General features: G+C 57.5%; 29 protein-coding genes. 12 read left to right on the top strand and 17 right to left on the bottom strand.

The genetic code is table 11. The features are described 5' to 3' along the window. Positions 1 to 290: 290 nt before the first annotated feature. Positions 291 to 3,038 carry a preprotein translocase subunit SecA gene (gene secA / locus KUF54_RS01085; RefSeq protein WP_219344465.1) on the bottom strand — a complete coding sequence of 916 codons (2,748 nt, stop codon included), beginning with the start codon at positions 3,036 to 3,038 and terminating at the stop codon, positions 291 to 293. Between the two features lie 331 nt (positions 3,039 to 3,369). Here secA and KUF54_RS01080 point away from each other — a divergent pair, with 331 nt between their 5' ends. The 12 genes from KUF54_RS01080 to KUF54_RS01030 all read left to right on the top strand — a co-directional run bounded on the left by KUF54_RS01080 (position 3,370) and on the right by KUF54_RS01030 (position 10,887). Further along, positions 3,370 to 3,675, top strand: coding sequence for a hypothetical protein (locus KUF54_RS01080; protein ID WP_219344463.1), 306 nt, complete (start codon positions 3,370 to 3,372; stop codon positions 3,673 to 3,675). Between the two features lie 104 nt (positions 3,676 to 3,779). Continuing rightward, positions 3,780 to 4,055 (top strand): hypothetical protein, encoded by a 276-nt coding sequence (locus KUF54_RS17330; protein ID WP_255576212.1) that lies wholly within the window; start codon positions 3,780 to 3,782, stop codon positions 4,053 to 4,055. Then, positions 4,052 to 4,492 (top strand): PIN domain-containing protein, encoded by a 441-nt coding sequence (locus KUF54_RS17325; RefSeq protein WP_255576211.1) that lies wholly within the window; start codon positions 4,052 to 4,054, stop codon positions 4,490 to 4,492. The genes KUF54_RS17330 and KUF54_RS17325 overlap by 4 nt, the downstream gene beginning before the upstream one ends. A gap of 59 nt (positions 4,493 to 4,551) precedes the next feature. Further along, entirely contained in the window at positions 4,552 to 5,670 is a 1,119-nt protein-coding gene (hisC, locus tag KUF54_RS01070) for a histidinol-phosphate transaminase (RefSeq protein ID WP_219344461.1), read from the top strand. Then, positions 5,667 to 6,290 carry an imidazoleglycerol-phosphate dehydratase HisB gene (gene hisB / locus KUF54_RS01065; protein ID WP_219344459.1) on the top strand — a complete coding sequence of 208 codons (624 nt, stop codon included), beginning with the start codon at positions 5,667 to 5,669 and terminating at the stop codon, positions 6,288 to 6,290. Before hisC ends, hisB begins: the two co-directional genes overlap by 4 nt. A 43-nt stretch (positions 6,291 to 6,333) precedes the next feature. Then, positions 6,334 to 7,002 (top strand): imidazole glycerol phosphate synthase subunit HisH, encoded by a 669-nt coding sequence (gene hisH / locus KUF54_RS01060; protein ID WP_219344457.1) that lies wholly within the window; start codon positions 6,334 to 6,336, stop codon positions 7,000 to 7,002. 110 nt (positions 7,003 to 7,112) lie between these two features. Continuing rightward, positions 7,113 to 7,856, top strand: a complete 744-nt coding sequence (gene hisA / locus KUF54_RS01055; RefSeq protein WP_219344455.1) for a 1-(5-phosphoribosyl)-5-[(5-phosphoribosylamino)methylideneamino]imidazole-4-carboxamide isomerase — start codon at positions 7,113 to 7,115, stop codon at positions 7,854 to 7,856. After that, positions 7,849 to 8,727 (top strand): D-hexose-6-phosphate mutarotase, encoded by an 879-nt coding sequence (locus tag KUF54_RS01050; protein WP_219346217.1) that lies wholly within the window; start codon positions 7,849 to 7,851, stop codon positions 8,725 to 8,727. Before hisA ends, KUF54_RS01050 begins: the two co-directional genes overlap by 8 nt. 59 nt (positions 8,728 to 8,786) lie before the next feature. Next, positions 8,787 to 9,587, top strand: a complete 801-nt coding sequence (gene hisF, locus KUF54_RS01045) for an imidazole glycerol phosphate synthase subunit HisF (RefSeq protein WP_219344453.1) — start codon at positions 8,787 to 8,789, stop codon at positions 9,585 to 9,587. Between the two features lie 73 nt (positions 9,588 to 9,660). Beyond that, positions 9,661 to 10,089 carry a phosphoribosyl-AMP cyclohydrolase gene (hisI, locus tag KUF54_RS01040; RefSeq protein WP_255576409.1) on the top strand — a complete coding sequence of 143 codons (429 nt, stop codon included), beginning with the start codon at positions 9,661 to 9,663 and terminating at the stop codon, positions 10,087 to 10,089. A gap of 4 nt (positions 10,090 to 10,093) precedes the next feature. Beyond that, the gene (locus KUF54_RS01035; RefSeq protein ID WP_219344449.1) at positions 10,094 to 10,489 is read left to right on the top strand and encodes a phosphoribosyl-ATP diphosphatase; all 396 of its coding nucleotides are present in this window, start codon (positions 10,094 to 10,096) and stop codon (positions 10,487 to 10,489) included. Next, complete coding sequence (locus KUF54_RS01030; RefSeq protein WP_219344448.1) at positions 10,489 to 10,887, top strand: hypothetical protein; 399 nt, start codon at positions 10,489 to 10,491, stop codon at positions 10,885 to 10,887. Before KUF54_RS01035 ends, KUF54_RS01030 begins: the two co-directional genes overlap by 1 nt. 74 nt (positions 10,888 to 10,961) lie before the next feature. Here the strand turns inward: KUF54_RS01030 and hisD are convergent, their stop codons facing one another. The 16 genes from hisD to KUF54_RS00950 form a co-directional block, all read right to left on the bottom strand. Further along, complete coding sequence (gene hisD, locus KUF54_RS01025) at positions 10,962 to 12,278, bottom strand: histidinol dehydrogenase (RefSeq protein WP_219344447.1); 1,317 nt, start codon at positions 12,276 to 12,278, stop codon at positions 10,962 to 10,964. A gap of 22 nt (positions 12,279 to 12,300) precedes the next feature. Next, a complete protein-coding gene (hisG, locus tag KUF54_RS01020) occupies positions 12,301 to 12,963 on the bottom strand; it encodes an ATP phosphoribosyltransferase (protein WP_219344446.1) in 663 nt (220 codons plus the stop codon). After that, a complete protein-coding gene (murA, locus tag KUF54_RS01015) occupies positions 12,960 to 14,231 on the bottom strand; it encodes a UDP-N-acetylglucosamine 1-carboxyvinyltransferase (protein WP_219344445.1) in 1,272 nt (423 codons plus the stop codon). The genes hisG and murA overlap by 4 nt, the downstream gene beginning before the upstream one ends. A 91-nt stretch (positions 14,232 to 14,322) precedes the next feature. Beyond that, a complete protein-coding gene (locus tag KUF54_RS01010) occupies positions 14,323 to 14,568 on the bottom strand; it encodes a BolA family protein (protein ID WP_219344443.1) in 246 nt (81 codons plus the stop codon). A gap of 74 nt (positions 14,569 to 14,642) precedes the next feature. Continuing rightward, positions 14,643 to 15,398, bottom strand: coding sequence for an ABC transporter permease (locus KUF54_RS01005; protein ID WP_219344441.1), 756 nt, complete (start codon positions 15,396 to 15,398; stop codon positions 14,643 to 14,645). Next, complete coding sequence (locus KUF54_RS01000) at positions 15,395 to 16,330, bottom strand: ABC transporter ATP-binding protein (protein WP_219344439.1); 936 nt, start codon at positions 16,328 to 16,330, stop codon at positions 15,395 to 15,397. The genes KUF54_RS01005 and KUF54_RS01000 overlap by 4 nt, the downstream gene beginning before the upstream one ends. A gap of 106 nt (positions 16,331 to 16,436) precedes the next feature. Beyond that, positions 16,437 to 16,763, bottom strand: coding sequence for a lipid asymmetry maintenance protein MlaB (locus KUF54_RS00995; protein ID WP_219344437.1), 327 nt, complete (start codon positions 16,761 to 16,763; stop codon positions 16,437 to 16,439). A gap of 19 nt (positions 16,764 to 16,782) precedes the next feature. Then, a complete protein-coding gene (locus KUF54_RS00990) occupies positions 16,783 to 17,412 on the bottom strand; it encodes a phospholipid-binding protein MlaC (protein WP_219344435.1) in 630 nt (209 codons plus the stop codon). A gap of 81 nt (positions 17,413 to 17,493) precedes the next feature. Further along, positions 17,494 to 18,291: a VacJ family lipoprotein gene (locus KUF54_RS00985; protein ID WP_219344433.1), complete on the bottom strand. Its 798-nt coding sequence runs from the start codon at positions 18,289 to 18,291 to the stop codon at positions 17,494 to 17,496. Then, entirely contained in the window at positions 18,288 to 18,788 is a 501-nt protein-coding gene (gene mlaD / locus KUF54_RS00980; protein WP_219344431.1) for an outer membrane lipid asymmetry maintenance protein MlaD, read from the bottom strand. The genes KUF54_RS00985 and mlaD overlap by 4 nt, the downstream gene beginning before the upstream one ends. Positions 18,789 to 18,820: 32 nt before the next feature. Continuing rightward, positions 18,821 to 19,597 carry a lipid asymmetry maintenance ABC transporter permease subunit MlaE gene (gene mlaE, locus KUF54_RS00975; protein WP_219344429.1) on the bottom strand — a complete coding sequence of 259 codons (777 nt, stop codon included), beginning with the start codon at positions 19,595 to 19,597 and terminating at the stop codon, positions 18,821 to 18,823. Continuing rightward, positions 19,594 to 20,406, bottom strand: coding sequence for an ABC transporter ATP-binding protein (locus KUF54_RS00970; protein ID WP_219344427.1), 813 nt, complete (start codon positions 20,404 to 20,406; stop codon positions 19,594 to 19,596). Before KUF54_RS00970 ends, mlaE begins: the two co-directional genes overlap by 4 nt. A 220-nt stretch (positions 20,407 to 20,626) precedes the next feature. Continuing rightward, entirely contained in the window at positions 20,627 to 21,391 is a 765-nt protein-coding gene (locus KUF54_RS00965) for an amino acid ABC transporter ATP-binding protein (RefSeq protein WP_219346216.1), read from the bottom strand. 147 nt (positions 21,392 to 21,538) lie between these two features. After that, complete coding sequence (locus KUF54_RS00960; protein WP_219344425.1) at positions 21,539 to 22,192, bottom strand: amino acid ABC transporter permease; 654 nt, start codon at positions 22,190 to 22,192, stop codon at positions 21,539 to 21,541. A gap of 139 nt (positions 22,193 to 22,331) precedes the next feature. Then, positions 22,332 to 23,144 (bottom strand): amino acid ABC transporter substrate-binding protein, encoded by an 813-nt coding sequence (locus tag KUF54_RS00955; protein WP_219344423.1) that lies wholly within the window; start codon positions 23,142 to 23,144, stop codon positions 22,332 to 22,334. Positions 23,145 to 23,468: 324 nt separating this feature from the next. Next, positions 23,469 to 24,944 carry a glutamate synthase subunit beta gene (locus KUF54_RS00950; RefSeq protein WP_219344421.1) on the bottom strand — a complete coding sequence of 492 codons (1,476 nt, stop codon included), beginning with the start codon at positions 24,942 to 24,944 and terminating at the stop codon, positions 23,469 to 23,471. Positions 24,945 to 24,993 lie beyond the last annotated feature (49 nt).

Genomic DNA, 24,993 nt, shown 5'->3' with positions numbered 1-24,993 from the left:
TTCGCCGCGAGGCGGCTCTTGCTCGATGTTTCACGACGGCAAAAGCACGCACCCTTCGTAACAGCTGAGAGGGCAAAAGTTAAAACGTTTGCCATTATCGGAACAATCTAGGCCATATCCGGCTTTATTGAGATTGCTTGTGCAAAAAGCCACTGCACAAATACAAACACGGGCCTGAGCCCGTGTTGTTTGATGAAGCATGCTCCAAGTCAGAGACGGCCAGCAAGAGCCGCCTCGCGGCTAAGGCCGTCGTTCCCCTTCAGGGGGAAGGCGCAAAGCGCCTCAGGGGGTCAAGACAACTTGCCGTGGCAGAGCTTGAACTTCTTGCCGCTACCGCAAGGGCAAGGGTCGTTACGGCCCACGTGCACGCCTTCTGGCAAGGTCAACGCCTCATCATCCTCAACGCCCATGCCTTCCGTCTCCGAAGGCGAGGCATAGCTCATATGCTCCAGGCTTTGTGCGCCGCGCTCGTTCATGGCCACAGCGGCTTCACCCAATTCTTCGGGGGAGCGCACCTGCACCGTCATCAACACACGGGTGACTTCGGTCTTGACCTGATCGATCAATTGACGGAACAACTCAAACGCTTCGCGCTTGTATTCCTGCTTAGGCTGCTTTTGGGCATAGCCGCGCAGGTGGATGCCTTGGCGCAGATAGTCCAGCGCAGCCAGGTGATCACGCCAGTTGGTGTCAAAGCTTTGCAGCAGCACTGCGCGCTGGAATTGCGTAAAGCTGTCTTGACCGATCAGTGCCACCTTGGCGTCGAACATATCGTGCGCAGCCTTGACGACCTTTTCCAGAATCTCTTCGTCGGTGATGGATTCAGAAGCGGCCACTTCTTGCTGCAGCGGCAAATGAATCTGCCACTCGCTGGCCAGCACTTGTTCAAGGCCAGGGATGTCCCACTGCTCTTCCATCGACTCAGCAGGGACATAGGTGTGTACCAGATCGGTAATGACGTCTTGGCGCATCGCAGCCACCATGCCCGTCAGATCGGTCGAGTCCAGAATGTCGTTGCGCTGCTGGTAGATCACCTTGCGCTGGTCGTTAGAGACATCGTCGTACTCCAGCAACTGCTTGCGCATATCGAAGTTACGCGCTTCCACCTTGCGCTGGGCCGACTCGATGGAGCGGGTCACAATGCCGGCCTCAATCGCTTCGCCTTCAGGCATCTTCAGGCGATCCATGATGGCCTTGACGCGGTCACCCGCGAAGATGCGCATCAACTGGTCATCCAAGCTCAGGTAAAAGCGCGAAGATCCGGGGTCACCTTGGCGGCCCGAACGGCCACGCAACTGGTTGTCGATACGGCGCGACTCATGGCGCTCGGTCGCAATAATGCGCAGACCGCCCAGAGCCACGACCTTGTCATGGGCAATGCGCCAGTCAGCGCGCAAGGCTTCGAGCTTGCTCTCTCGCTCAGACGCGCTCAGCGACTCGTCGTTTTCAATCTCCGCAACATCCTTGTCGATATTGCCGCCCAATACGATGTCCGTGCCTCGGCCCGCCATATTGGTCGCGATCGTGATCACGCTTTCGCTGCCGGCTTGGGCAATGATGTCCGCTTCGCGGTCATGCTGCTTGGCGTTGAGCACCTGATGAGGCAAGCCCTCGCGGGTCAGCATCTCGTCAATGATTTCCGAGTTCTCAATCGAGGTCGTACCCACCAGCACAGGCTGGCCGCGCTCGTAGCACTCGCGAATATCCATGATCGCAGCGGCGTACTTTTCCTTGGTAGTCTTGTACACGCGATCGAGCTGATCTTGGCGCTTGCTGATGCGGTTGGGCGGGATCACCATGGTCTCTAGACCATAGATTTCCTGGAACTCATAGGCTTCGGTATCGGCCGTACCGGTCATGCCCGACAGCTTTTTGTACAAGCGGAAGTAGTTCTGGAAGGTGATCGAGGCCATGGTCTGGTTCTCGGCCTGAATGACCACACCTTCCTTGGCTTCCACCGCTTGGTGCAGACCATCGCTCCAGCGACGACCCGCCATCAAGCGGCCCGTGAACTCATCCACAATCACGATTTCGTTGTTCTGCACCACATAGTGCTGATCACGGAAATACAGCTGATTGGCACGCAGCGCGGCGTACAGATGGTGCACCAAAGAGATGTTGGAAGGGTCGTACAGCGACGTGCCTTCGGCAATCATGCCTGCGTGGCTAAGCAGGCGCTCGGCTGCTTCGTAACCCTGATCGGTCAGGTGCACCTGATGCGACTTCTCGTCCACGGTGAAATCACCGGGCTTGGTCACGCCGTCGCCCGTACGGGGGTCGGCTTCGCCTTCTTGGCGCACCAAAGTCGGCACGATCTTGTTCATAGCCACATACATGGCTGTGTGATCTTCGGCTGGGCCGGAGATGATCAGCGGCGTACGCGCTTCGTCGATCAAAATCGAGTCCACCTCGTCAACAATCGCGTAGTTCAGCACACGCTGCACACGATCATTGGGCTCATAGACCATGTTGTCGCGCAAATAATCGAAGCCGTACTCGTTGTTCGTGCCGTAGGTGATGTCGGAGTTGTACGCCTGCTGCTTGTCATCACGCGACATATTGGGCAGGTTGATACCGACGGACAGACCCAAGAAGTTGTACAGACGCGCCATGCTTCGGGCATCGCGGCTGGCCAAGTAATCATTGACGGTCACCACGTGCACGCCTTCGCCAGACAAGGCGTTCAGGTACACCGACAGCGTGGCCGTCAGCGTCTTGCCTTCACCGGTGCGCATTTCGGCAACTTTGCCGTAATGCAAGGCCATGCCGCCCAGCATTTGCACGTCAAAGTGACGCATCTTCATGACGCGCTTGGAGCCCTCGCGCACCACGGCAAACGCCTCTGGCAGCAAATCATCCAGCGCTTCACCCTTGGCGACGCGGTCTTTGAACTCCTGCGTCTTGGCACGCAATGCCTCATCGCTGAGCTTTTCAAACTCAGGTTCCATCGCGTTGATGCGGGCGACTGTTTTACGGTATTGCTTGAGCAACCGGTCATTACGGCTGCCGAACAGTTTGGTGAGGAAATTGATGGCCATGCGTGCGTAGGCACATCACTATTTGCATTAACGCAATCAGCGATGTGTCCAGAATCCCTTGATTGTTGGTCTTCAGATGGGGCCGTCCCAGAGGCAGTCAAGGGCCACACTCAAAAGTGATGAAAAAACCGCTTGTCACGCCAAAAACAGGAACAGGACCAAAAAATGATTCTAACCGCGCAAACCTGCCTTGGTTTTTCGCTGTTTTAGTGTCTGTAATGGGATTGAGTCCAAACACTGAGATAGTCAGCCCAGCCGCATTCACCCAGAGCTGGGATAAGCTTGACTCCACCCGCCAGCCCAACCGTTAGCTTAAGAGCCAATCTTTCACATGTCTTTTGTCCGCCGCCATCACGCTGTTACAGCTATTAATGCCATGGAGTCTTCTCCCACACTGGCACGCTTGGCTGCGTTGACACAAGACTCCAGCAATAGGCTCAAGGCCGTACTGCCACTCATCCCCCCCATGCTGCGAGCGAGCTTGCAAGCCGGGCCTATCGATGGTGACTCTTGGTGCCTGATCGTAAAAAACAACGCTGCCGCCGCCAAAGTGCGCCAGTTGCTGCCGGCAATGTGCGCCCATTTGCGCACCAAGGGCTGGGATGTGAACATCATTCGTATCAAAGTCCAGTCCTAGCGCTTGTGTGAATGAGCCTAAAAAGGCTTTCGCAAGCCACTTAGAGATACTTCAGCGAATCACACGAATTTCGTGCAGCACGAATTTCGTGTAATACTCAAGCCATGAAGAACGTCACCATCACCGTCGAAGACAGCGTGCTTGACTGGGCCCGTATTGAAGCGGCGCGGCGCGGCAGCAGTGTCTCGCGCATGCTGGGTGACTTCATGGCCGAGATGATGCAGCGCGAAGACGCCTATGAGCGCGCCTATCTGGCGTGGCGCACGGATGAGCGCAGCTGGAAGCAAAGCGCTGCAGAATCCTCAAAAAACATAGCACGCAGCCCAATCAGCAAAAGGACTACAGCGCAAAAAAGCATTGAATCCGGGGTGACTGAATGAACCCCGTTTTTGTGGATACCTCCGTGCTGATCGCAGCAGAAGACGCTGCGGGCGGTGATTTGTACGCCGCCACACTGGACTGGCTGGACTTGCTGTGGCGCAGCCGAAGCGGCCGCACCAGCAATCAAGCGCTGGTGGAGTTTTATGACCAGACCACCACCGCTGCTGTGCCGCTGCCGCAAGGCGATGCGCGCGCCGCCATTCGCCGTTACCAAGCGTGGACGCCGTGGAGAACCGACGCCGCCACGCTGGAAACCGCTTGGGCCGTGCAAGCCCGCCATGCGCTTGACTTTGGCGACTGCCTGGCCGTGGCCTGTGCCCAGCACAGCGGCTGCAACTTAATGCTCAGCCTGCACCTGCCCCACGGCGCAGAGTTTGGCGGTGTGACTGTGGTGCACCCGCTGCAGCAAGCGGCCAACCCGAATCTTGAGGCTTGAGTGCCAGACCCTGCATGACTGCATTGGCCAACGCAAGCCCTGTGTGAAAGAGTGAAACCATGACTGCTCAAGACCTCTCATCCAAAGCCCTGCAACGCATTCGCGCTGATGTGCGCGCCATGCATGGCTACCACGTGCAAGCCTCGCAAGGCTTGCTGAAGATGGACACGATGGAGAACCCCTACCGCTTGCCTTCAGAGCTACAAAAGCTGCTGGGCGAGCGACTGGGCACGCTGGAGATCAACCGCTACCCCGGCGAGCGCCAAGAAGTGCTGAAAAACATGCTGGCCGATTACGCTGGCGCGCCCGAAGGCACATCGGTGCTGCTGGGCAATGGCTCTGACGAAATCATCACCTTGCTGGCATTGGCTACGGCCCAACCCACTGAGGGCGCTCGCGCCAAGATGCTCGCGCCCATGCCCGGCTTTGTGATGTATCCATTGAGCGCCAAGCTGCAAGGGCTGGATTTTGTGGGCGTGGATTTGAGCGCTGACTTTGATCTGGATGTGCCCGCCATGCAGGCCGCCATTGCCGAGCAGCAGCCCGCCATCACCTACATTGCCTACCCCAACAACCCCACGGCCACGCTGTGGGATGAGGACAAGGTGCAAGCCGTGATTGATGCCGTGGCTGACATTGGCGGCTTGGTGGTGATGGACGAGGCCTACCAGCCCTTCGCCAGCCGCAGCTGGATAAGCCGCATGAAGGCCGATCCTGCACGCAATCAGCATGTGTTGCTGATGCGTACGCTCAGCAAGTTCGGCTTGGCCGGTGCGCGCCTGGGTTATCTGATTGGCCCAACCGCCATCGTCAACGAGCTGGACAAGGTTCGCCCGCCTTACAACATCAGCGTGCTGAACTGCGAAACCGCTATTTTTGCGCTCGAGCATGAATCGCTGTACGCAAGCCAAGCCGCCGCCATCCGCGCTGAGCGCCAGCCGCTGGTCGATGCGCTGACCGCCCTGAATGGCGTGGAAAAAGTCTGGCCGTCTGAAGCCAATATGGTGCTGCTGCGTGTGCGTGATGCGGGCAAGGCACAGGCCGAGATGAAACAACGCGGCGTGCTGGTCAAAAACGTATCGGCCATGCACCCGCTGCTCAATAATTGCCTGCGCTTGACCGTAGGTACCCGCGAAGAAAACGCCCAGATGCTGGCGGCATTGAAGGAATCGTTATGAACAATTTGGTGACCACACCCGCAGCAGCGCTGCCCCGCACCGCTGAAGTGACCCGCAACACGGCAGAAACGCGTGTTGCAGTGCGCATCAACCTTGACGGCACGGGCAAGGCCAGCCTGAACTCGGGCATCGGTTTTCTCGATCACATGCTCGACCAGATTGCCCGCCACGGCTTGATTGATATGGACATCGAATGTGCGGGCGACCTGCATATCGACGGCCACCACACGGTGGAAGACATTGGCATCACGCTAGGCCAGGCCTTTGCCAAGGCCATTGGCGACAAAAAAGGCATTCGCCGCTACGGCCACGCCTATGTGCCACTGGATGAAGCGCTCTCTCGCGTGGTCATCGACTTCTCGGGCCGCCCCAGCTTGCACATGGATGTGAAGTTCACCTCCGGCAGCATTGGCCAGCTCGACACCCAACTGGTGTATGAGTTCTTCCAAGGCTTTGTGAACCACGCAGGCGTCACGCTGCACATCGACAACATCAAGGGCTTTAACGCCCATCACCAGTGCGAGACCATCTTCAAGGCCTTCGCCCGCGCTGTGCGTTTTGCGCTCGAGCATGACGAACGCATGGTTGGCGTGATTCCCTCGACCAAGGGCTCTTTGTAAGCCTTTTAGGCTTCAAGTCCTGTATCTATAAGCGGTAGCTGCTATGAGTTTGAAGAACAACACCGTGGCCGTGGTCGATTACGGCATGGGCAATCTGCGCTCGGTCTCGCAGGCCGTGCGCACGGCGGCGGCTGATACCGGCTGGGATGTAATCGTCACCGCCGACCCCGATGTGGTCTACGCCGCCAACCGCGTCGTGCTGCCCGGCCAAGGCGCCATGCCCGATTGCATGAGAGAGCTGCGTGAGTCTGGCTTGCAAGAAGCCGTGCTGGATGCCGCTGCCAACAAGCCGTTGTTTGGCGTGTGCGTGGGCATGCAAATGCTGCTGGACCATAGCGACGAGGGCGATGTGCCCGGTCTGGGTCTCATCCCCGGCAATGTGCGCAAGTTTGATCTGGCTGGCCGTATGCAAGCCGACGGCAGCCGCTTCAAAGTGCCGCAAATGGGCTGGAATCAAGTCCATCAAACGGCGCAAGGCGGCAAGCCCCATGCGCTGTGGGCCGGTATTGCAGACGGCAGCTTCTACTACTTTGTGCACAGCTTTTATGCGCAGGTGCAACAAGCCGAGCATTGCGCCGCCGAGGCTGATTACGGCGGCCGCTTTGCATGTGCCGTCGCACGCGATAATATTTTCGCAACCCAGTTCCACCCCGAGAAAAGCTCGGATCAGGGGCTGGCGCTGTTCCGCAACTTCCTGCGCTGGAAGCCCTAAGGGTCCCCACTGAACCAGTCTTTGCGCACATTGCAAGACTGATTCATTGGTAACCCGAGTTTTTTCAACTGGCCCCATCAGACGGCCACCTTTGCTAGCAGACCACCATCATGTTGCTCATCCCCGCTATCGACCTCAAAGACGGCCACTGCGTTCGCCTCATTCAGGGTGATATGGACCAGTCCACCACCTTCGGAGAAGACCCCGCTGCCATGGCCACCAAGTGGCTGCAAGCCGGCGCGCGTCGCCTGCATTTGGTGGACTTGAATGGCGCCTTTGCGGGCCAGCCCAAGAACTTGGGAGCCATCAAAAGCATCTTGAAGGCGGTGAACGGTCAGATCCCCGTGCAGCTGGGCGGCGGTATTCGCGATCTGGACACGATTGAGCGCTACATCGATCTGGGCATTGAATACCTCATCATCGGCACCGCCGCTGTGAAGAACCCCGGATTTTTGCAAGACGCTTGCGCCGCCTTCCCCGGCCACATCATCGTGGGTCTGGACGCCAAGGACGGCAAGGTCGCTATCGACGGCTGGAGCAAGCTCACGGGCCAAGATGTGATCGAAACCGCCAAGCGCTTTGAAGGCTGGGGCGTGGAATCCATCATCTACACCGACATTGGCCGCGACGGCATGCTGACTGGCATCAATGTGGACGCCACCGTCAAGCTGGCCCAGTCGCTGAAGATTCCGGTCATCGCTTCGGGCGGTCTGGCCGGCATGGCGGATATCGAAGCCCTGTGCGCTGTGGAGAGCGAAGGCGTTGAAGGCGTGATCTGCGGTCGTGCCATCTACACCGGCGATCTGGACTTTGCTGCAGGCCAAGCGCGTGCAGACGAGTTGGCGGGTGAATAACTCATCATTTCAGGTCCAAGCCATTGATTGGCAAGGACTTCCTGCTATTACTTTAAAGCTGGCGCAAGGTGATTCCATCTTGCTCAGCCTGCAAGGTGCGCAGGTGCTGTCATGGGTGAGCGGCGGCAAGGAGCGTTTGTTCCTCAGCCCCAAGGCCGCCCATGACGGAAAGAGCGCCATTCGCGGCGGCATTCCTGTCTGCTTTCCCCAGTTCAACCAGCGCGGGCCGCTGGTCAAACATGGTTTTGCACGACTCAGCCAATGGCTGGCCGATGCCGCCCAGCCTTTGGGCGAGGATGGCGCGCAAATCACTTTGCGACTGACGGACAGCGAAGATTCTCGCGCCGTCTGGCCGCATGCCTTTGACGCGCGACTGACGCTGCAGCTCAAGCCCGGCGCGCTGATCGTGCAGCTGGCAGTGCATAACCGGGGACAGCAAGATTTGCCGTTTACCGCAGCGCTGCACAGCTATCTGCGTGTGCCGCAGGTTGAGCAAGCCAGTTTGCATGGCCTTCAAGGCCTGACCTATTGGGATGCTGCAGCGGCCGTGCCCGATACCCACATTACGCAGCAAGGCGCTGTGCGCTTTGGCACCGAGACCGATCGCGTCTACCCGCGTGCGGCAGATGCCTTGCAACTACAAGTGCAAGGGAAAGACCAAGGCCAGCCTTGGCTGCAAATTGCGCAAGACGCACCGTGGAGCGAAACCGTGGTCTGGAACCCCGGCCCCGCCCTGTGCGCCACGCTCAACGACATGCAAGCTGATAGCTGGCAGCACATGCTGTGCGTGGAAGCTGCGGCCATTAATGCACCTGTGGTGGTCGCGCCCGGCCAGTGCTGGCAGGCGGCTCAGCATTTGACGGCGTTTTGATGCAAGCTCACCCGGCCCATCAAAACGCTGCCCTGTTTTAATCGTTCAGAGAGTTCATCATGCTTGCCAAACGCATCATTCCCTGCCTTGACGTGACCGGCGGCCGCGTGGTCAAAGGCGTCAACTTTATGGAGCTGCGCGATGCGGGCGACCCGGTAGAAATCGCCGCGCGCTACAACGCGCAAGGCGCGGACGAGCTGACGTTTTTGGACATCACCGCTACCAGCGACGGGCGCGATTTGATCTTGCCCATCATCGAAGCCGTGGCTTCGCAAGTCTTCATCCCGCTGACGGTGGGCGGCGGCGTGCGCACGGTGGACGATGTGCGCCGCCTGCTCAACGCAGGTGCCGACAAGACCAGCTTTAACTCCGCTGCAATTGCCAACCCAGACACCATCAACGCCTGCAGCGACAAGTACGGCGCGCAGTGCATTGTGGTGGCCATTGATGCCAAGCGCCGCAAGCCTGAAGACGAGCAGCGCATAGGCCCCGGCGGCACGCCCATGGGCCCCGGCTGGGATGTGTACAGCCACGGTGGCCGCAAGAATGTGGGCCTGGATGTGGTGCGCTGGGCCGCTGAAATGGCCCAACGCGGCGCGGGTGAGATTTTACTGACCAGCATGGACAAAGACGGCACCAAGAGCGGCTTTGACTTAAAGCTGACCCGCGCCGTGGCCGATGCGGTGGGCGTTCCGGTGATTGCATCAGGCGGTGTGGGTAACCTGGAAGACTTAGCTGATGGCGTAACCATTGGCGGCGCGGACGCGGTGCTCGCTGCCAGCATCTTCCATTACGGCGAGTACACGGTGCAGCAGGCCAAAGAATGCATGCGCGCACGCGGCATTCCTGTGCGCCTGTAATCGCTCGCATTTTGAGAGCAGCTTGTGCGGGTTCCTCGCTGGCTCTTGGGTATTTTTGGTTTGAAACGAACAGCTGGCCTGCACTGGCTGCTCACAAAAACAAAGGTCTGCAATGAGCTGGCTCGATCAAGTCAAATGGGATGCGCAAGGCCTTGTGCCCGTGATTGCGCAGGAACATGGCAGCGGCGATGTCGTCATGTTCGCGTGGATGAACCGCGAGGCGCTGGAAAAGACGGCTGAGCTCAACCGCGCTGTGTACTTCAGCCGCTCGCGCAACAAGCTGTGGTTCAAGGGTGAAGAGTCCGGCCATGTGCAGACCGTGCACGAGATTCGCATCGACTGCGACAACGACGTGGTGCTGCTCAAAATCACCCAAGAAGGCCACGAGCCCGGCATTGCCTGCCATACCGGGCGCCACTCTTGCTTTTACAGCGTTTTCAAGGACGGCCAGTGGATTTCTGTCGATCCGGTCTTGAAAGATCCTGCTTCCATCTACAAATAAAGCCATGTCCGAACAAAACACTGCCTCGCTTGAAGGCGCATTGGCCCGTCTGGCCGCCGTCATCGAAAGCCGCAAGGTTGCCAACGGGGGCGATCCCGAGAAAAGCTATGTCACGCGCCTGCTGCACAAAGGGCCCGATGCTTTTTTGAAGAAGATTGGCGAAGAAGCCACCGAAGTCGTCATGGCCGCCAAAGATGTGGATGCTGGCGCTGACAAGGCAAAAATCCTTTATGAAGTTGCGGACTTGTGGTTTCACTCCATGATCGCACTGTCGCACTATGGCTTGACGCCCGCCGACGTAGTGGCCGAGTTGGAGCGCCGTGAAGGCACCAGCGGCTTGGAAGAAAAAGCATTGCGCAAGGCGAAAGAACGCGCAGAGCAGGAAAAAGGAAATACCTAATGGCCGACGACCGCGACATCATTGACGTACACAGCAGCAACTCTGCCGAGATTCAAGGCCTTAAGGCTTGGGGTTGGGTCAGCTACTTGCTGCACTTGGTAGTAGCCGTAGCCGCTGTGTTGCCCGGCGCACAGGTGAGTGTGTTTTTGCTGATCGTGGCCGTCATCATTGATGTGGTCAAGCGCGGTGATGCGCGCGGGACTTGGCAAGAGAGCCATTTCTCTTGGCGCCTGCGCAGCGTAATTTGGGCCATCGTGCTCTACGCAGTGACGTTCCCATTCTTCTTGCTGGGCTTGTTCCTCTTCAATCCAGCTTGGGTGATTGTCTCCATCTGGTTCCTCTACCGCATTGTGACCGGCATGGTTGCGATGAACAAAAATCGCGCGATTCAGTCCTGATTTAGTCTGATTAATCCAAAATGAAAACGGGCTGGGTGCAAAGCATCCAGCCCGTTTTTTATTTCATTGCTGAATTACTTCAAGCGCATTTCAGCCGCACGGGCGTGGCCCTGCAAGCCTTCGCCATGCGCCAGCACCGAGGCGATTTGGCCGAGTACTTGGGCGCCCTGCTCGCTCACCTCAATGATGGAGCTGCGCTTTTGGAAGTCATACACGCCCAAAGGCGAGGAAAAGCGCGCTGTGCCGCTGGTGGGCAGCACGTGGTTGGGGCCTGCGCAGTAGTCGCCCAGTGATTCAGAGGTGTAAGCCCCCAAGAAGATGGCGCCGGCGTGCTTGAGCGAAGGCTCCCAGCGGTGCGGCTCGCTGCTGGAGACTTCCAGATGCTCCGGCGCAATGCGGTTGCTGATGGCGCAGGCTTCTTCCATGTCACGCGTCAAAATCAGCGCGCCGCGGTCGTTCAGGCTCTTAGCGATGATGGCTTTGCGCGGCATCTCGGGCAGCAGGCGATCGATAGACGCTTGCACTTTGTCGATGTAGTCCGCATCGGGGCACAGCAAGATGGACTGGGCCAGCTCGTCATGCTCGGCTTGGCTGAACAAATCCATCGCCACCCAGTCTGGGGGTGTGGTGCCGTCAGCCAGCACCAAAATTTCCGAAGGGCCGGCAATCATGTCGATGCCGACGATGCCGAACACGCGCTTTTTAGCGCTGGCTACGTAGGCATTGCCGGGGCCGGTGATCTTGTCCACCTTGGGGATGGTGGCCGTGCCGTAAGCCAAAGCCGCCACAGCCTGCGCGCCGCCCACGGTGAAGGCGCGGTGCACGCCAGCCACATAGGCAGCGGCCAGCACCAAAGCATTCTTCTCACCCTTGGGGGTGGGCACGACCATGATGATTTCTGGCACGCCGGCCACATGGGCAGGAATGGCGTTCATCAGCACGCTGCTTGGGTAAGCGGCCTTGCCGCCGGGCACATAGATGCCTACGCGATCCAGCGGGGTGACCTTCTGGCCCAGTAAAGTGCCGTCTTCGTCGCGGTAGCTCCAGCTTTCGCCGTTGGCCTTTTTCTGCGCCTCGTGATAGCTGCGCACGCGCTTAGCTGCTGATTCCAGTGCCTCGCGTTGCACGGAAGGCAGGCTGTCGAATGCGGCTTTCAGCTCGGCTTGCGTCAGCTCCAAAGAAGCCATGGAATCGGCTTGCAGGCTGTCAAAGCGGGCGGTGTACTCCAGCACGGCGGCATCGCCACGCTGCTGCACATCGGCCAAGATATCCGCCACGCGCTGCTCGATGGCTGCGTCCGTGTCAGCCGACCAATGCAGACGCTTTGCAAAATCATGCTCAAAAGTGGTGTCAGCGGTTGATAGACGGGCGGGAGCAGCTACGAATTCCATAGTATTTACCAGTGCGGAGAGATCAGTTGTTTTTGGCAGCTACAGCGGCTGCAAACGCATCAATGATGTGGCGCAGCGGTGCTTGCTTGAGCTTGAGCGAGGCTTGGTTAACCACCAGACGCGAGCTAATTTCCATGATGGGCTCGACCTCAACCAAGTCATTGGCCTTAAGGGTATTGCCGGTGGAGACCAAGTCGACGATGGCATCTGCCATGCCGGTCAGCGGGGCCAGCTCCATGGAGCCGTAGAGCTTTACCATGTCCACGTGCACGCCCTTCTTGGCAAAGAAGTTGCGGGCAATCTCGGGGTACTTGGTCGCAATACGCAGACGCGCACCTTGCTTGACTGCGTGCTGGTAGTCAAAACCATTGCGCACAGCGACGCTGACGCGGCACTTGGCGATTTGCAGGTCCAGCGGCTGGTACAGGCCTTGGCCGCCATGCTCGATCAAAGAGTCCAGACCCGACACACCCAAGTCGGCGCCGCCGTACTGCACGTACACCGGCACATCAGAGGCGCGCACCAGCACCACGCGCACGTCGGCTCGGTTGGTGTCAAAAATCAGCTTGCGCGACTTTTCCACGTCTTCCGTCACCTCGATGCCAGCAGCCGCCAGCAAAGGCACGGTTTCTTCAAAGATTCGGCCCTTGGAGAGGGCGATAGTCACCGAGCTTGCGATCGTCATTCTGAAACTCTCTCAATATCAGCGCCCAAGCCGCGCAGTTTCTCTTCCATGCGGTCGTAACCGCGGTCTAAGTGATAAATGCGGTCCACCAAGGTTTCGCCCTCAGCGACCAAACCGGCGATCACCAAGCTGGCAGAGGCACGCAGGTCTGTTGCCATGACAGTCGCACCCGACAAACGCTTGCCGCCTTCAATAGTGGCCACACGTCCGTCAGTGGCGATGCGTGCGCCTAAACGCACCATCTCGTTGACGTGCATGAAGCGGTTTTCAAAAATGGTCTCAGTCACCACGCTATTGCCTTCAGCCACCAAATTCAGGGCCATGAACTGGGCCTGCATATCGGTGGGAAAGCCAGGGTACTCGGTCGTGCGAAAGCTCTGCGCCTTCAACTTGCCGTCAGAGCTGACCTTCAGGCCGCCCTCTACAGATTCCACCTTCACGCCCGCTTCCGTCAGCTTGTCGATGACCGCGCCCAGATGGTCGGCACGCGCATGGCGCAGCAGCGCCTCGCCGCCTGTGGCCGCCACGGCGCACAAGAAAGTGCCCGCTTCAATGCGGTCAGCCACCACGGCATGCTCGCAGCCGTGCAGCTTGTCCACACCTTGAATCACGATACGGCTGGTGCCTTGACCGGTGATTTGGGCACCCATCTTGATCAGCATTTCGGCCAGATCGCTGATTTCGGGCTCCATGGCCGCGTTTTCCAGCACCGTCTCGCCATCGGCCAGCGCAGCCGCCATCAGAAAGTTCTCAGTACCGGTCACGGTCACCATGTCGGTGGTGATGCGTGCGCCTTTGAGCTTGGTCCAGCCTTCAGGCAAGCTGGCGTTCATGTAGCCGTTTTCCACCGTGATGATGGCACCCATGGACTGCAAACCCTTGATGTGCTGATCCACCGGGCGCGAACCAATCGCGCAGCCGCCGGGCAGCGACACCTTGGCGTGGCCAAAGCGAGCCAACAGCGGGCCCAGCGCCAGCACCGAGGCGCGCATGGTCTTGACCAGCTCGTAAGGGGCTTCAGGCGTCAGGCTGTCAGGGGCAACAAAGCTGATGCCGCCGCGCTCGCCATGGGTCTCAGTCGTCACACCCATGTTGTTAAGCAGCTTGCGCATGGTGGCCACGTCATGCAGGCGCGGCACGTTGAGCAGGTGAACGGGCTCGTTGGTGAGCAGTGCAGCGCACATCTCAGGCAGAGCGGCGTTTTTGGCGCCAGAAATCAGCACTTCGCCCTGAAGAGAGCGACCACCGTGGATCTTGAGTTTGTCCATGGCTACAGCCTTGATATGTGTATATATAAAAAGCGCTTCTAGTCCATATAAATAAAGGACTAGCAGCTATTAAATTTGCATTAACCCAGCCTTAGGCTTGAGCTGCAGCCCATTCAGCAGGCGTAAAAGTCTTCATCGAAAACGCATGGACTTCATTGGTGGCGATGCGGTTACCCAGCGTGCCATAGACCAAACGCTGACGACCCAGCAGACGCTGACCTTCAAACTTGGCAGAGACGATGGTTGCATACCAATGGGTGCCATCACCTTCCGGAATGTCAATGTGCTCGCAGGGCAGGCCGGCGGCAATCAGGTCTTTGAGTTGATCTGCAGTCATGAAAAAAACCTTTAAGCACAGGGCTGGCGAAACCATTCATTGTCTCGCAAGCAGCCATGCGTGAATTCTAAAAATCAGTTACGAATCTTGTAGCCAATGCGCAGCAGGTGCACCGCCAGCGCGCTCACGGCCAGCCAGACGCTGCCCACAATGGCCAAGCTCAGCCAAGGCGATGCATCGCTTTGACCGAAGAAGCCATAGCGAAAGCCGTCAATCATGTAGAAAAACGGGTTCAGATGGCTGACCGCCTGCCAAAAGCTTGGCAGCGAATGAACGGAATAGAACACGCCGGACAAAAAGGTCAGCGGCATGATCAAAAAGTTTTGAAACGCGGCCATCTGGTCAAATTTCTCAGACCACAGACCGGCGATAACGCCCAGCGTGCCCATGAGTGCGCAACCCAAGAAACCAAACACCAAGATCCACAGCGGTGCGGCAAAGTCTGGAATGGCAAAGAACAGAGTGACCACAAACACGCCCAAGCCCACCAACAGACCCCGCAAAATAGCGGCGCCCACATAGGCACTGAACCAAGCCCAGTGCGAAAGCGGCGTGAGCAGCACAAACACCAGCGAGCCCATGATCTTGCTCTGCACCAGACTGGAGGAGCTGTTGGCAAAGGAGTTTTGCAACATGCCCATCATCACCAAGCCAGGAATCAGAAACGCGGTGTAGGCAATGCCGTCATACACGGTGACACGGCCTTCGAGTACATGACCAAAGACCAGCAGGTACAGCACGGCCGTCAGCACAGGGGCGGCCACGGTTTGAAAGCTGACCTTCCAGAAGCGCAAAACTTCCTTCTTCAGCAGGGTTTGCCAACCGCTCATGCTGCATCTCCAGCAGTTGCTGCGCTCTTAGAGCCTTCATTCATGATGTGGATAAAGACATCTTCCAAATCAGCACGGCGGATTTCCACGTCTTCGGGCGTCACGCCACCTTGGCGCAAAGCAGCTAGCAACTGCTCCACATCGCCGGCATGCGCTGCGGGAATTTGCACAATTCGGCCTGTAATACGGGCGCGCTCAGCCAGCTCCTTGGGCAAGGTGCTATCTGTTTTGAACTGCAACACATTGCTAGATGCGGATTTGAGCAGCTCACTCATGGGCGAGAGCTTGATGATCTCGCCGCGCTTAAGCATGGCTACGCGGCTGCACAAGGCCTCGGCCTCTTCCAAATAATGGGTGGTCAGCAGCACCGTGTGGCCCTGCTTGTTGAGCTTGGCAATAAAGTGCCACAACGTCTGGCGCAGTTCCACATCCACGCCTGCCGTAGGTTCATCGAGCACGATGATGGGCGGCTTGTGTACCAGCGCCTGCGCGACCAACACTCGGCGCTTCATACCGCCTGAGAGTTGACGCATATTGCTGTGTGCCTTGTCCGTCAGACCCAGGCTTTCCAGCAGCTCATCAATCCAGTCATCATTGTTTTTTACGCCAAAGTAACCCGACTGGAACTTCAGCGCCTCGCGCACATTGAAGAAGGGGTCGAACACCAGCTCCTGCGGCACGATGCCCAGCTTGCGGCGCGCATCCGAGAAATTGGCCTGCACATCGCTGCCCTGAACCAGCACACGCCCGCTAGTGGCGCGCGCCAGTCCAGCCAGAATGCTGATCATGGTGGTCTTACCCGCGCCATTGGGGCCGAGCAGGCCGAAAAATTCGCCTTCCTCGATATCCAGGCTCACTGATTTGAGCGCCTGAAAATCCCCTTTAGGGGTTTGGAAGGTCTTGGAGACGGATTGGAATGAGACTGCAGGCATGGAGCCCATGATTCTAGAGCCTGAGTGCTGCTTGTGCCGCAGCGGGGCTTACAACGTCTAGCCCCTTCTGAGCGTTTTCTTGAAATCGCTTGCTTAGCAGCTGAAGCTAGCCTTGCTTGATAGCTGCATCAGCGCTGAGCATCAAAGGCGGTAGCAGCAAAACATCTACCCCGTATAGAGCAGCCATGGATTGCAAGCCCTTCGGCAGGCCTGTGACGATCAACTGCTTGCCCACTTCCTGGGCCGCACGGCGGCAGGCCAGCAATACGGCCAAAGCGGCAGAGTCAAACACCTTAACGGCACTGGCATCGACCACCACCTGAGCATCTGCATGGGCCGTGACCAAAGGGCGCAGGCGCAGCAGGCAATCACGCCCCTGACGGTAGGTCAGCTCTTTGGGCAATTGCAGAGGATGGGTCGCAGACTTGGCCATGGTGACTAAAGCTATACGCTTATTTGGAGACGTTGGCAGGCATGGAGCTGCGCGACGCCAGAGTCTTGATCAGGCCATCGATGCCGTTGGCATTGATTTCCTGAGAAAACTGGTTGCGATAGGTTTCAACCAGCCACACACCCAGCACATTCAGGTTGTAAATTTTCCAGCCGTCCGCTTGCTTTTCCAGACGGAAGTCCAATTGCACAGGCTCGCCGCGGCCGTTGACCTGCGTGCGCACCAAGACATCGATGTCGCCTGCAGCCATGCGCAGAGGTTTGACTGTAATAGTCTGGTCGCCAACTTGGGACAAAGCGCCCGAGTAAGTGCGGATCAGCAGCGCCTTGAATTCATCCTGCAGCTTTTGGCGCTGATCAGGCGTGGCTTGACGCCAAGTGGGGCCCACTGCCGCAGAAGTCATGCGGCGAAAGTCCACATAAGGCATGACTTTTTCATTGACCAGTGCGTTGACCTTGCCCGTGTTGCCAGTGCGCAGCGTGGCATCTTTCTTGATGGTCTCCAGCACATCAGAAGAGACGCGCTTGACCAAAGCATCAGGCGTTTCATCCGCGGCCTGCGCAGGCAGGGCCAGATTCAGAGCAAGCATGGCACCAGCGGCCATGCTCCAAACGCGACGAGTCATTTTCATTGCTTTTCCTTTTGAGCTTGCAAGTGTCACCGCACTTGCTGGGCCCATACATATTCTTTGTAACTAGCTGCTTGCAGCCGTTTATTGGCCTTCGGGGGGCAGTTTTCCAGCGTTGTCGTCATCATAATTTTCAAGACGACCATCTCCGCCAGACACCACGCCGCCAATGCGTGAGCGCAGATACACATCACGCATCAGGCTGTACTTGTCCAAAGCGACAGAATCGAGCACATCGCCCGCTTTAAGCAAGCCTGCGCGTGTATTGACAATGCGCAGGCCATACAGGCTGTTGCGCCAACCCACATCATGGGCCTGCTTCAATGGAGAGGCCATGGAATCAACCGCAAAGCCGCCGGTATCACGCACGGTGGATGGGCCTAAGAACGGCAGTACCAGATATGGTCCCGTAGGTACGCCCCAGCGGCCCAAAGTCTGACCGAAGTCCTGCTTTTTACGCTGAATACCCGCTTCGCTGGCAACGTCGAACAGACCGCCAATACCAAACACAGTATTGACGCTAAAGCGCACCATGGAGTTGTAAGCGCCCTCGCCTTGGCCTTGCAACACGTTGTTAACGAAGGACCAAGCATCCCCTAAGTTGCCGAAAAAGTTGGTCACGCCATCGCGGGCCACGCGAGGGGTTACCGCCTGATAAGCCGTAGCGACGGGCTTGAACACGGCGTCATCGAGTCCTTCGTTGAAGGAGTAAATGCTGCGATTCATAGACTCCAGCGGGTCCGCTGGATTCGCAGGGCCTTGCGTCGTAGCACAGCCTGTCAGCAGAGCTGCTACAGAAATGCTAGCTACCAGTCCAGTGCGCTTAAAGACTTGCGCCTTTTTTGACACAAAGTTAGTTTGTGGGCTTGTTGTAGTCATCATTCTTTCGCTTCCCCGTTAGTTGCAGATCCACCGGAGTCACCGCCTTGCTCAGCCTTGCCATAAAGGAACTGGCCAATCAAATTCTCCAACACCACAGCAGACTGGGTTGCTGTCACGCGATCACCTGCTTTCAAGTTCTCGTCGCTAGCGCCCGCCTCAATACCAATGTACTGATCACCCAGCAGGCCACTTGTCAGGATTTTCAGCGAGCTGTCTTTGGGAAAGACATAACGATTTTCCATGTTCATAGCCACATCGGCCTGAAAGGTCTGATCGTTGAAGGTAATGGATTCAATTCGCCCCACAACCACACCCGCGCTTTTGACTGCGGCCTTGGGCTTGAGCCCGCCAATGTTGTCAAAACGTGCGGTGATGGGATAGGTTTTTTCAAAATTCAGACTGAGCAGATTCGCCGACTGCAAACCGAGGAAGACCAGCGCCAGCGCGCCAATCAACACAAACAGACCCACCCAAATATCGCTTTTCTTTTGCTGCATGATTTTTATACCTTTGATTTGGCTGTGCAGCCTCAAATACTGAACATGGTTGCGGTGAGCAGGAAGTCCAAACCCAGCACGGCAAGCGAAGCGACGACCACGGTTCTGGTGGTCGCGCGTGAAACACCTTCAGGTGTGGGTTTGGCGGCATAACCTTGCAGCAGCGCCACAAAAGTCACCGCAATGCCGAAGATAAAGCTCTTGAGCACCCCGTTACCCAGGTCAACCCACCAGTCAACGCCTTGCTGCATCTGGCCCCAGAAAGCGCCGCTATCCACACCAATCATCACCACGCCAACCAGCCATCCGCCCAGCACGCCCACCGCACTAAACACGGCCGCCAGCAAAGGCATGGTGATAAGGCCCGCCCAAAAGCGCGGTGCCAAGATGCGTTTAACCGGGTCAACCGCCATCATTTCCATAGCAGACAGTTGTTCACCTGCCTTCATCAAGCCGATTTCAGCCGTTAACGCTGTGCCGGCACGACCGGCAAACAACAAAGCCGTCACCACAGGGCCAAGCTCGCGCAGCAAGCTCAGCGCCACCATCATGCCCAGCGCCTCGGCCGAGCCGTAGCGCTGCAAAATGTAGTAGCCCTGCAGACCCAACACAAAGCCCACGAACAAACCCGACACGCCAATGATGGCTAGCGAATAATTGCCCAAAAAGTGAATCTGGTCGCCAATCAAACGCGGGCGTTTGAGCGCCGGTCCCAGCAAGGTCAGCAGACGCCAAAACAGGCGCGCGCCTATGCCCATATTGATCAGCTGGCTGCGCACAGCCGCGCCAATGCGTGCGAGAAAGTTCATGCACGCCTCCGGCTGCCAAAGTCTTCATCGGCACTGACGCCGGGATAGTGAAACGGCACAGGCCCCACGGGTCTGGCGTTAATAAATTGCTGTACCAGCGGGTCAGTGCTGGCACGCACTTCAGCGGGCGTACCCTGAGCAGCCACACCGCCAGAGCCTAAGATCACCACATGATCGGCCACGCGGAAGGTTTCTTCCAAGTCGTGGGAGACCAGAATCGAAGTCAAGCCCATGGCATCGTTGAGCTGACGAATCAGCTGCGCCGAGGTGCCCAGAGAAATCGGGTCCAAGCCTGCAAAGGGCTCGTCATACATGATGAGTTCAGGGTCAAGTGCAATGGCGCGGGCCAGTGCAATGCGTCTGGCCATGCCGCCAGACACCTGCGAAGGCATCAAGTCCCGTGCTCCGCGCAGGCCCACGGCGTGTAACTTCATCAAAACAATGTCGCGAATCAGCTCTTCAGGCAGATCGGTGTGCTCACGCAGCGGAAAGGCCACGTTGTCAAACACGCTCATGTCGGTAAACAGCGCGCCGAACTGAAACAGCATGCCCATACGGCGGCGGGCTGCATAGAGCTGATCGGCATCCATGGTGGTCACGTCTTGACCATCCATCATCACCTGCCCTTGCTGGGCATGGTTTTGCCCGCCAATTAAGCGCAGCACTGTGGTCTTGCCACCGCCCGAGGCTCCCATCAGCGCCGTGACTTTGCCACGTGGCACTTGCAAGGAGAGATCGCGCAGGATGATGCGGTCACCATAGCCAAAGGTGACATTGCGCAATTCCACAAAGGGTGCGTTAGGTGACATGCGTGAGGAGCAACTAAATGAAAGCAATCGAGTATTGTGCCGCCTTGCCAAGCAAAACGCTCGGGTTAGCCCGTAGCAAACATTCATCAATGAATGTTCATACGGTCACTGGCATAGGAAACGGAGTGTTCACTCCTTTTTCAGGAGCTAAGAAACATTGATATAAAAGGGACAGCGGCCGATTTTGCGATATGAAATCAAATTGGCCGTTGCATCCTTTTTACAACATGTTGTACAAAAATGCCTTGGTGCGTTCGTGTTTTGGCGCAGCGAAAAAGGCTTCTGAAGGACCTTGCTCCACGATATGACCGCCATCCATGAAGATCACGCGGCCCGCCACTTCGCGGGCAAAACCCATTTCATGGGTCACCACCAGCATGGTCATATGCTCTTCGGCCAACTCGCGCATGGTGCGCAGCACTTCGCCGGTCAGCTCCGGGTCTAACGCGGATGTGGGCTCGTCAAACAGCAAAATGTCCGGTTCCATCGCCAGCGCACGGGCAATGGCCACGCGCTGCTTTTGACCGCCGGAGAGGTGATTGGGGTAAGCATCGCGCTTGGCAGCCAAGCCGACCTTGGCCAGCAAGGCTTCAGCCTTGGGGATGATCTCTGCGCGGGTCATACCCTTGACGATGACGGGCGCTTCAATGATGTTCTCCAGCACGGTGAGGTGAGGAAACAGATTGAAAGACTGAAACACCATGCCCATCTTGCGGCCAAGCTTGCGAATCTCGGCGTCGCTGACGTACTGAGCTTTGGTTTGGCTTTCACCGTCACCTTGAGACTGGGCCAGCACTTCACCTTCGATGGTGATGCTGCCGCGGTCAATGGTTTCAAGATGATTCAGGCAGCGCAAAAACGTACTCTTGCCCGAGCCGGAAGGGCCAATCACCGCGACAACCTCACCGCGTAGCAAATCCAGCGATACGCCGCGCAGCACTTCGTTGCTGCCAAAGGCCTTGTGAATGCCTTGCGCAGAAATCATTACGTCAGATGTAGACGTCATTACAAACTCTCCATAGCGCCCGGCGCTGAAAACTGAGCTCCCCCATGGGAAAGGCGCGGAGCAAGAGCCGCCTCGCGGCAAAGCATTCGCCCTGCTTCAGGGGAAGCAGCGTAGCCGCACTGGGGGCTATGCGTCATATTTTGAATACTTCTTCTCAAGGTGCTGGAAGCCCCATGTCAGGATCAGCGTCATGATGAGATAGAAGGCCGCCGCCACAATAAACGGGGTAAAGCTGAAATCACGCTGCACCACACCGCGCGCTACGCGCAGCAAATCGTTCAGCGCCAGCACGTAGATCAGCGATGTATCTTTGACCAGCGTAATGGTCTCGTTGCTGATGGGCGGCAAAATGCGGGCCCACATCTGGGGCAACACAATGCGGCGCATGGTCTGTGCATATGTCATGCCCAGCACCTTGGCACCTTCATACTGGCCGCGGTCCACGGACTTGATACCAGCGCGGAAGATTTCGGCAAAGTAGGCCGCGTAGTTCAGCGCAAAAGCCACCACAGCAGCCGTAAAGTCGGGCAGGCGCACGCCAATCACGGGCACAAAGGGCAACGCGAAATAAATAAACAGCAGCTGCAGCATCAGCGGCGTGCCACGCATCAGCCAGATATAAGCGCCCACGGCGCTGCTTAGCGGCTTGATGCTAGAGATACGCATCAGCGCCAGCGCCAAGCCCAAAGGAATGGACAGAGCTAGCGTGATGAAAAACAGCTTGAGAGTAACAAGGGCACCAGCCGACATGGGCCCCAAGAGCGAGATTACATATTCCATCGAATGGCCTTCAGTGTGGCACCACGGCTATCAAAAGCCTGCCACAGGCACGGGCGTGCATCAAAAATCTTTGCACGCATTGTCGTAGCAAAAAAAACCGGCAATGCCAAGCATTGCCGGTGCAGTACGCTAAAAAGGATTAGTGCTTGATAACGTCAGCGCCAAACCACTTTTGAGCGATTTCAGCGGCCTTGCCGTCCTTCTTCATTTCAGCGATCACGTCGTTGATCTTGTTGCGAGTCGCTTCGTCGTCCTTACGGAAACCAACGCCGTACTCTTCAGTACCAAAGTCATCGCTCAGCACGGAGTAGTTCTCAGGCTTCTTGTTCACCAAATAACGACCCACTACTTCGTCAACCACAACGACGTCCAGACGACCGGCTTCCAGGTCCATCAGGGCGGTGATGTTGTCACCGAACAGTTTGGTTTCCTTGAACTTGTCGGACAGTTCCTTGTCCTTGGTCATGGCAGTCACAGCGCTAGAGCCTTCTTGAGCGCCCACAACCTTACCGACCATGTCAGCCTTGCCCTTGATGTCCGAGCCAGCCTTCACAATGATGATTTGCTTGTTCATCATGTAGGCGTCAGAGAACAGAATCTTTTCCTTGCGCTCTTCCAGAATGGTCAGGCCATTCCACAGAGCGTCAACGCGCTTGCCCAGCAATTCAGCTTCCTTGGCGTTCCAGTCGATTGGCTTGAATTCCACTTCGATGTTGGCGCGCTTGGCGGCTTCACGGGCCATGTCGATGTCAAAACCAACCAACTCGTTCTTCTCGTCACGGAAGCCCATGGGCGGGAAGTTGTCGTCCAGACCCACGACTAGCTTGGTAGCAACCACGGCGGCAGGTCCGGCTGCGGGAGCTGCAGCATTGCTGGATGCGGGTTCGTTCTTGCCGCAGGCGGCCAAGATAGCAGTCAGGGCCACGGAGGCCAGCAGGGTACGTTTTTTCATGGCGTCGAAAAGAGTGAAGTGAAAAAAACCGGGGAGCATTGACTGCACCCACCCACCCCAACAACGCTGAAGCCGGACGGGCTGCCGCCAGCGCCGAATCCTCTATTGTCGCCGAGACGGAGCACCGCGTCACTCGCCGGTTGCAAAACCATGCGCCTGCTTCAAAAATTGCACACTATTTGACTCAATACCAGCATCTTTCGACGCTCACACCCTACTCAAAAGCGAGATAAAACGACAAAAATGCGATGCAATGATTGACTGGCGCTCCGGCTATGAAAAAAGGCATTCCGAAGAATGCCTTTTTGAGTGCAGCGCTACTGATTAACGGGGCAGCTCGCTTGCGCCCATCAAGAACTCATCGACCGAGCGTGCAGCCTGACGGCCTTCGCGAATGGCCCAGACCACCAGCGACTGACCGCGGCGAATGTCGCCCGCAGCAAACACCTTGCTGACATTGGTTGCGTAGCCACCGATGAAATCGGTGCTGGCCTTCACGTTCCCACGTGCGTCTTTTTCGAGGCCAAAGGCTTCGAGCACAGGCGACACAGGGTGAACAAAGCCCATGGCCAGCAGCACCAGATCAGCGGGCCAGACCTTTTCAGTGCCAGGCACTTCGCACAGCTTGCCGTCCTTGAATTCGACCTGCACCGTGGTCAGGCTCTTGACCTTGCCCTTGTCGCCTGTGAATTCCTTGGTGGAAATGGCGAACTCGCGCACCACACCTTCATCGTGGCTGGAGCTGGTGCGCAGCTTGATCGGCCAGTAAGGCCAGACCATAGGTTTGTTCTCCTGCTCGGGCGGCATTGGCATGACTTCAAACTGGGTCACGCTCTTGGCGCCGTGGCGGTTGGAGGTCCCCACGCAATCAGAGCCGGTGTCGCCACCGCCGATGACGATGACATGCTTGCCATCAGCGCGCAGCTGACCCTTGAGCTTGTCGCCACCGTTGACCTTGTTTTGCTGAGGCAGGAACTCCATGGCGTAGTGCACGCCATCGAGCTCACGGCCGGGCACGGGCAAGTCACGCGATTGCTCGGAGCCGCCAGTCAACAGCACGGCGTCAAATTCAGCCTTGAGTTGATCTGGGCTGATCGTTTCGTTGGCCCAGTTGGTGACCTTGGAGTCCTTACCCAAACCTTCAGGGCCAGCGATCAGCACGCCAGTGCGAATCTTAAGGCCTTCGGCTTGCATCTGTGCCACGCGGCGGTCGATCAAACCCTTGTCCAGCTTGAAGTCAGGGATGCCATAGCGCAGCAGGCCACCCACGTGATCGTTCTTTTCAAACAGCGTCACATCGTGACCCGCACGCACCAGTTGCTGGGCAGCAGCCATGCCAGCAGGGCCGGCGCCAACCACGGCAACCTTCTTGCCGGTTTGGTGCTTGGGCAGCAGGGGCTTGACCCAGCCTTCGTTCCAGGCGCGGTCAATGATGGAGTGCTCGATGGACTTGATGCCAATCGCGTCGCCATTGATGTTGGCCACGCAAGCCGCTTCACAAGGTGCGGGGCAGATCCGGCCCGTGAACTCAGGGAAGTTGTTGGTGCTGTGCAGCGTGGCGATGGCGTTCTTCCAGTCATCACGGTACACAAGGTCGTTGAAGTCCGGAATGATGTTGTTGACCGGGCAGCCGTTGTTGCAAAAAGGCGTGCCGCAATCCATGCAGCGCGCCGCTTGTACCTTGGCTTGGTCAGTCGTCAAACCAATGACGAATTCTTTGTAGTGCTTGAGGCGTTCCGCAACGGGGGCATAGCCCTCTTCGATGCGGTCGTATTCCATAAAGCCGGTGGTCTTTCCCATGATCTGTATTCCTTGAAATCTGTGTTCGCTTGCAGTGCGCGGTGGTAGC

The sequence above is a fragment of the Comamonas sp. Y33R10-2 genome, from assembly GCF_019355935.1.
Lineage (GTDB): Bacteria > Pseudomonadota > Gammaproteobacteria > Burkholderiales > Burkholderiaceae_C > Comamonas.
This window is presented reverse-complemented; position numbering and strand designations above follow the sequence as displayed.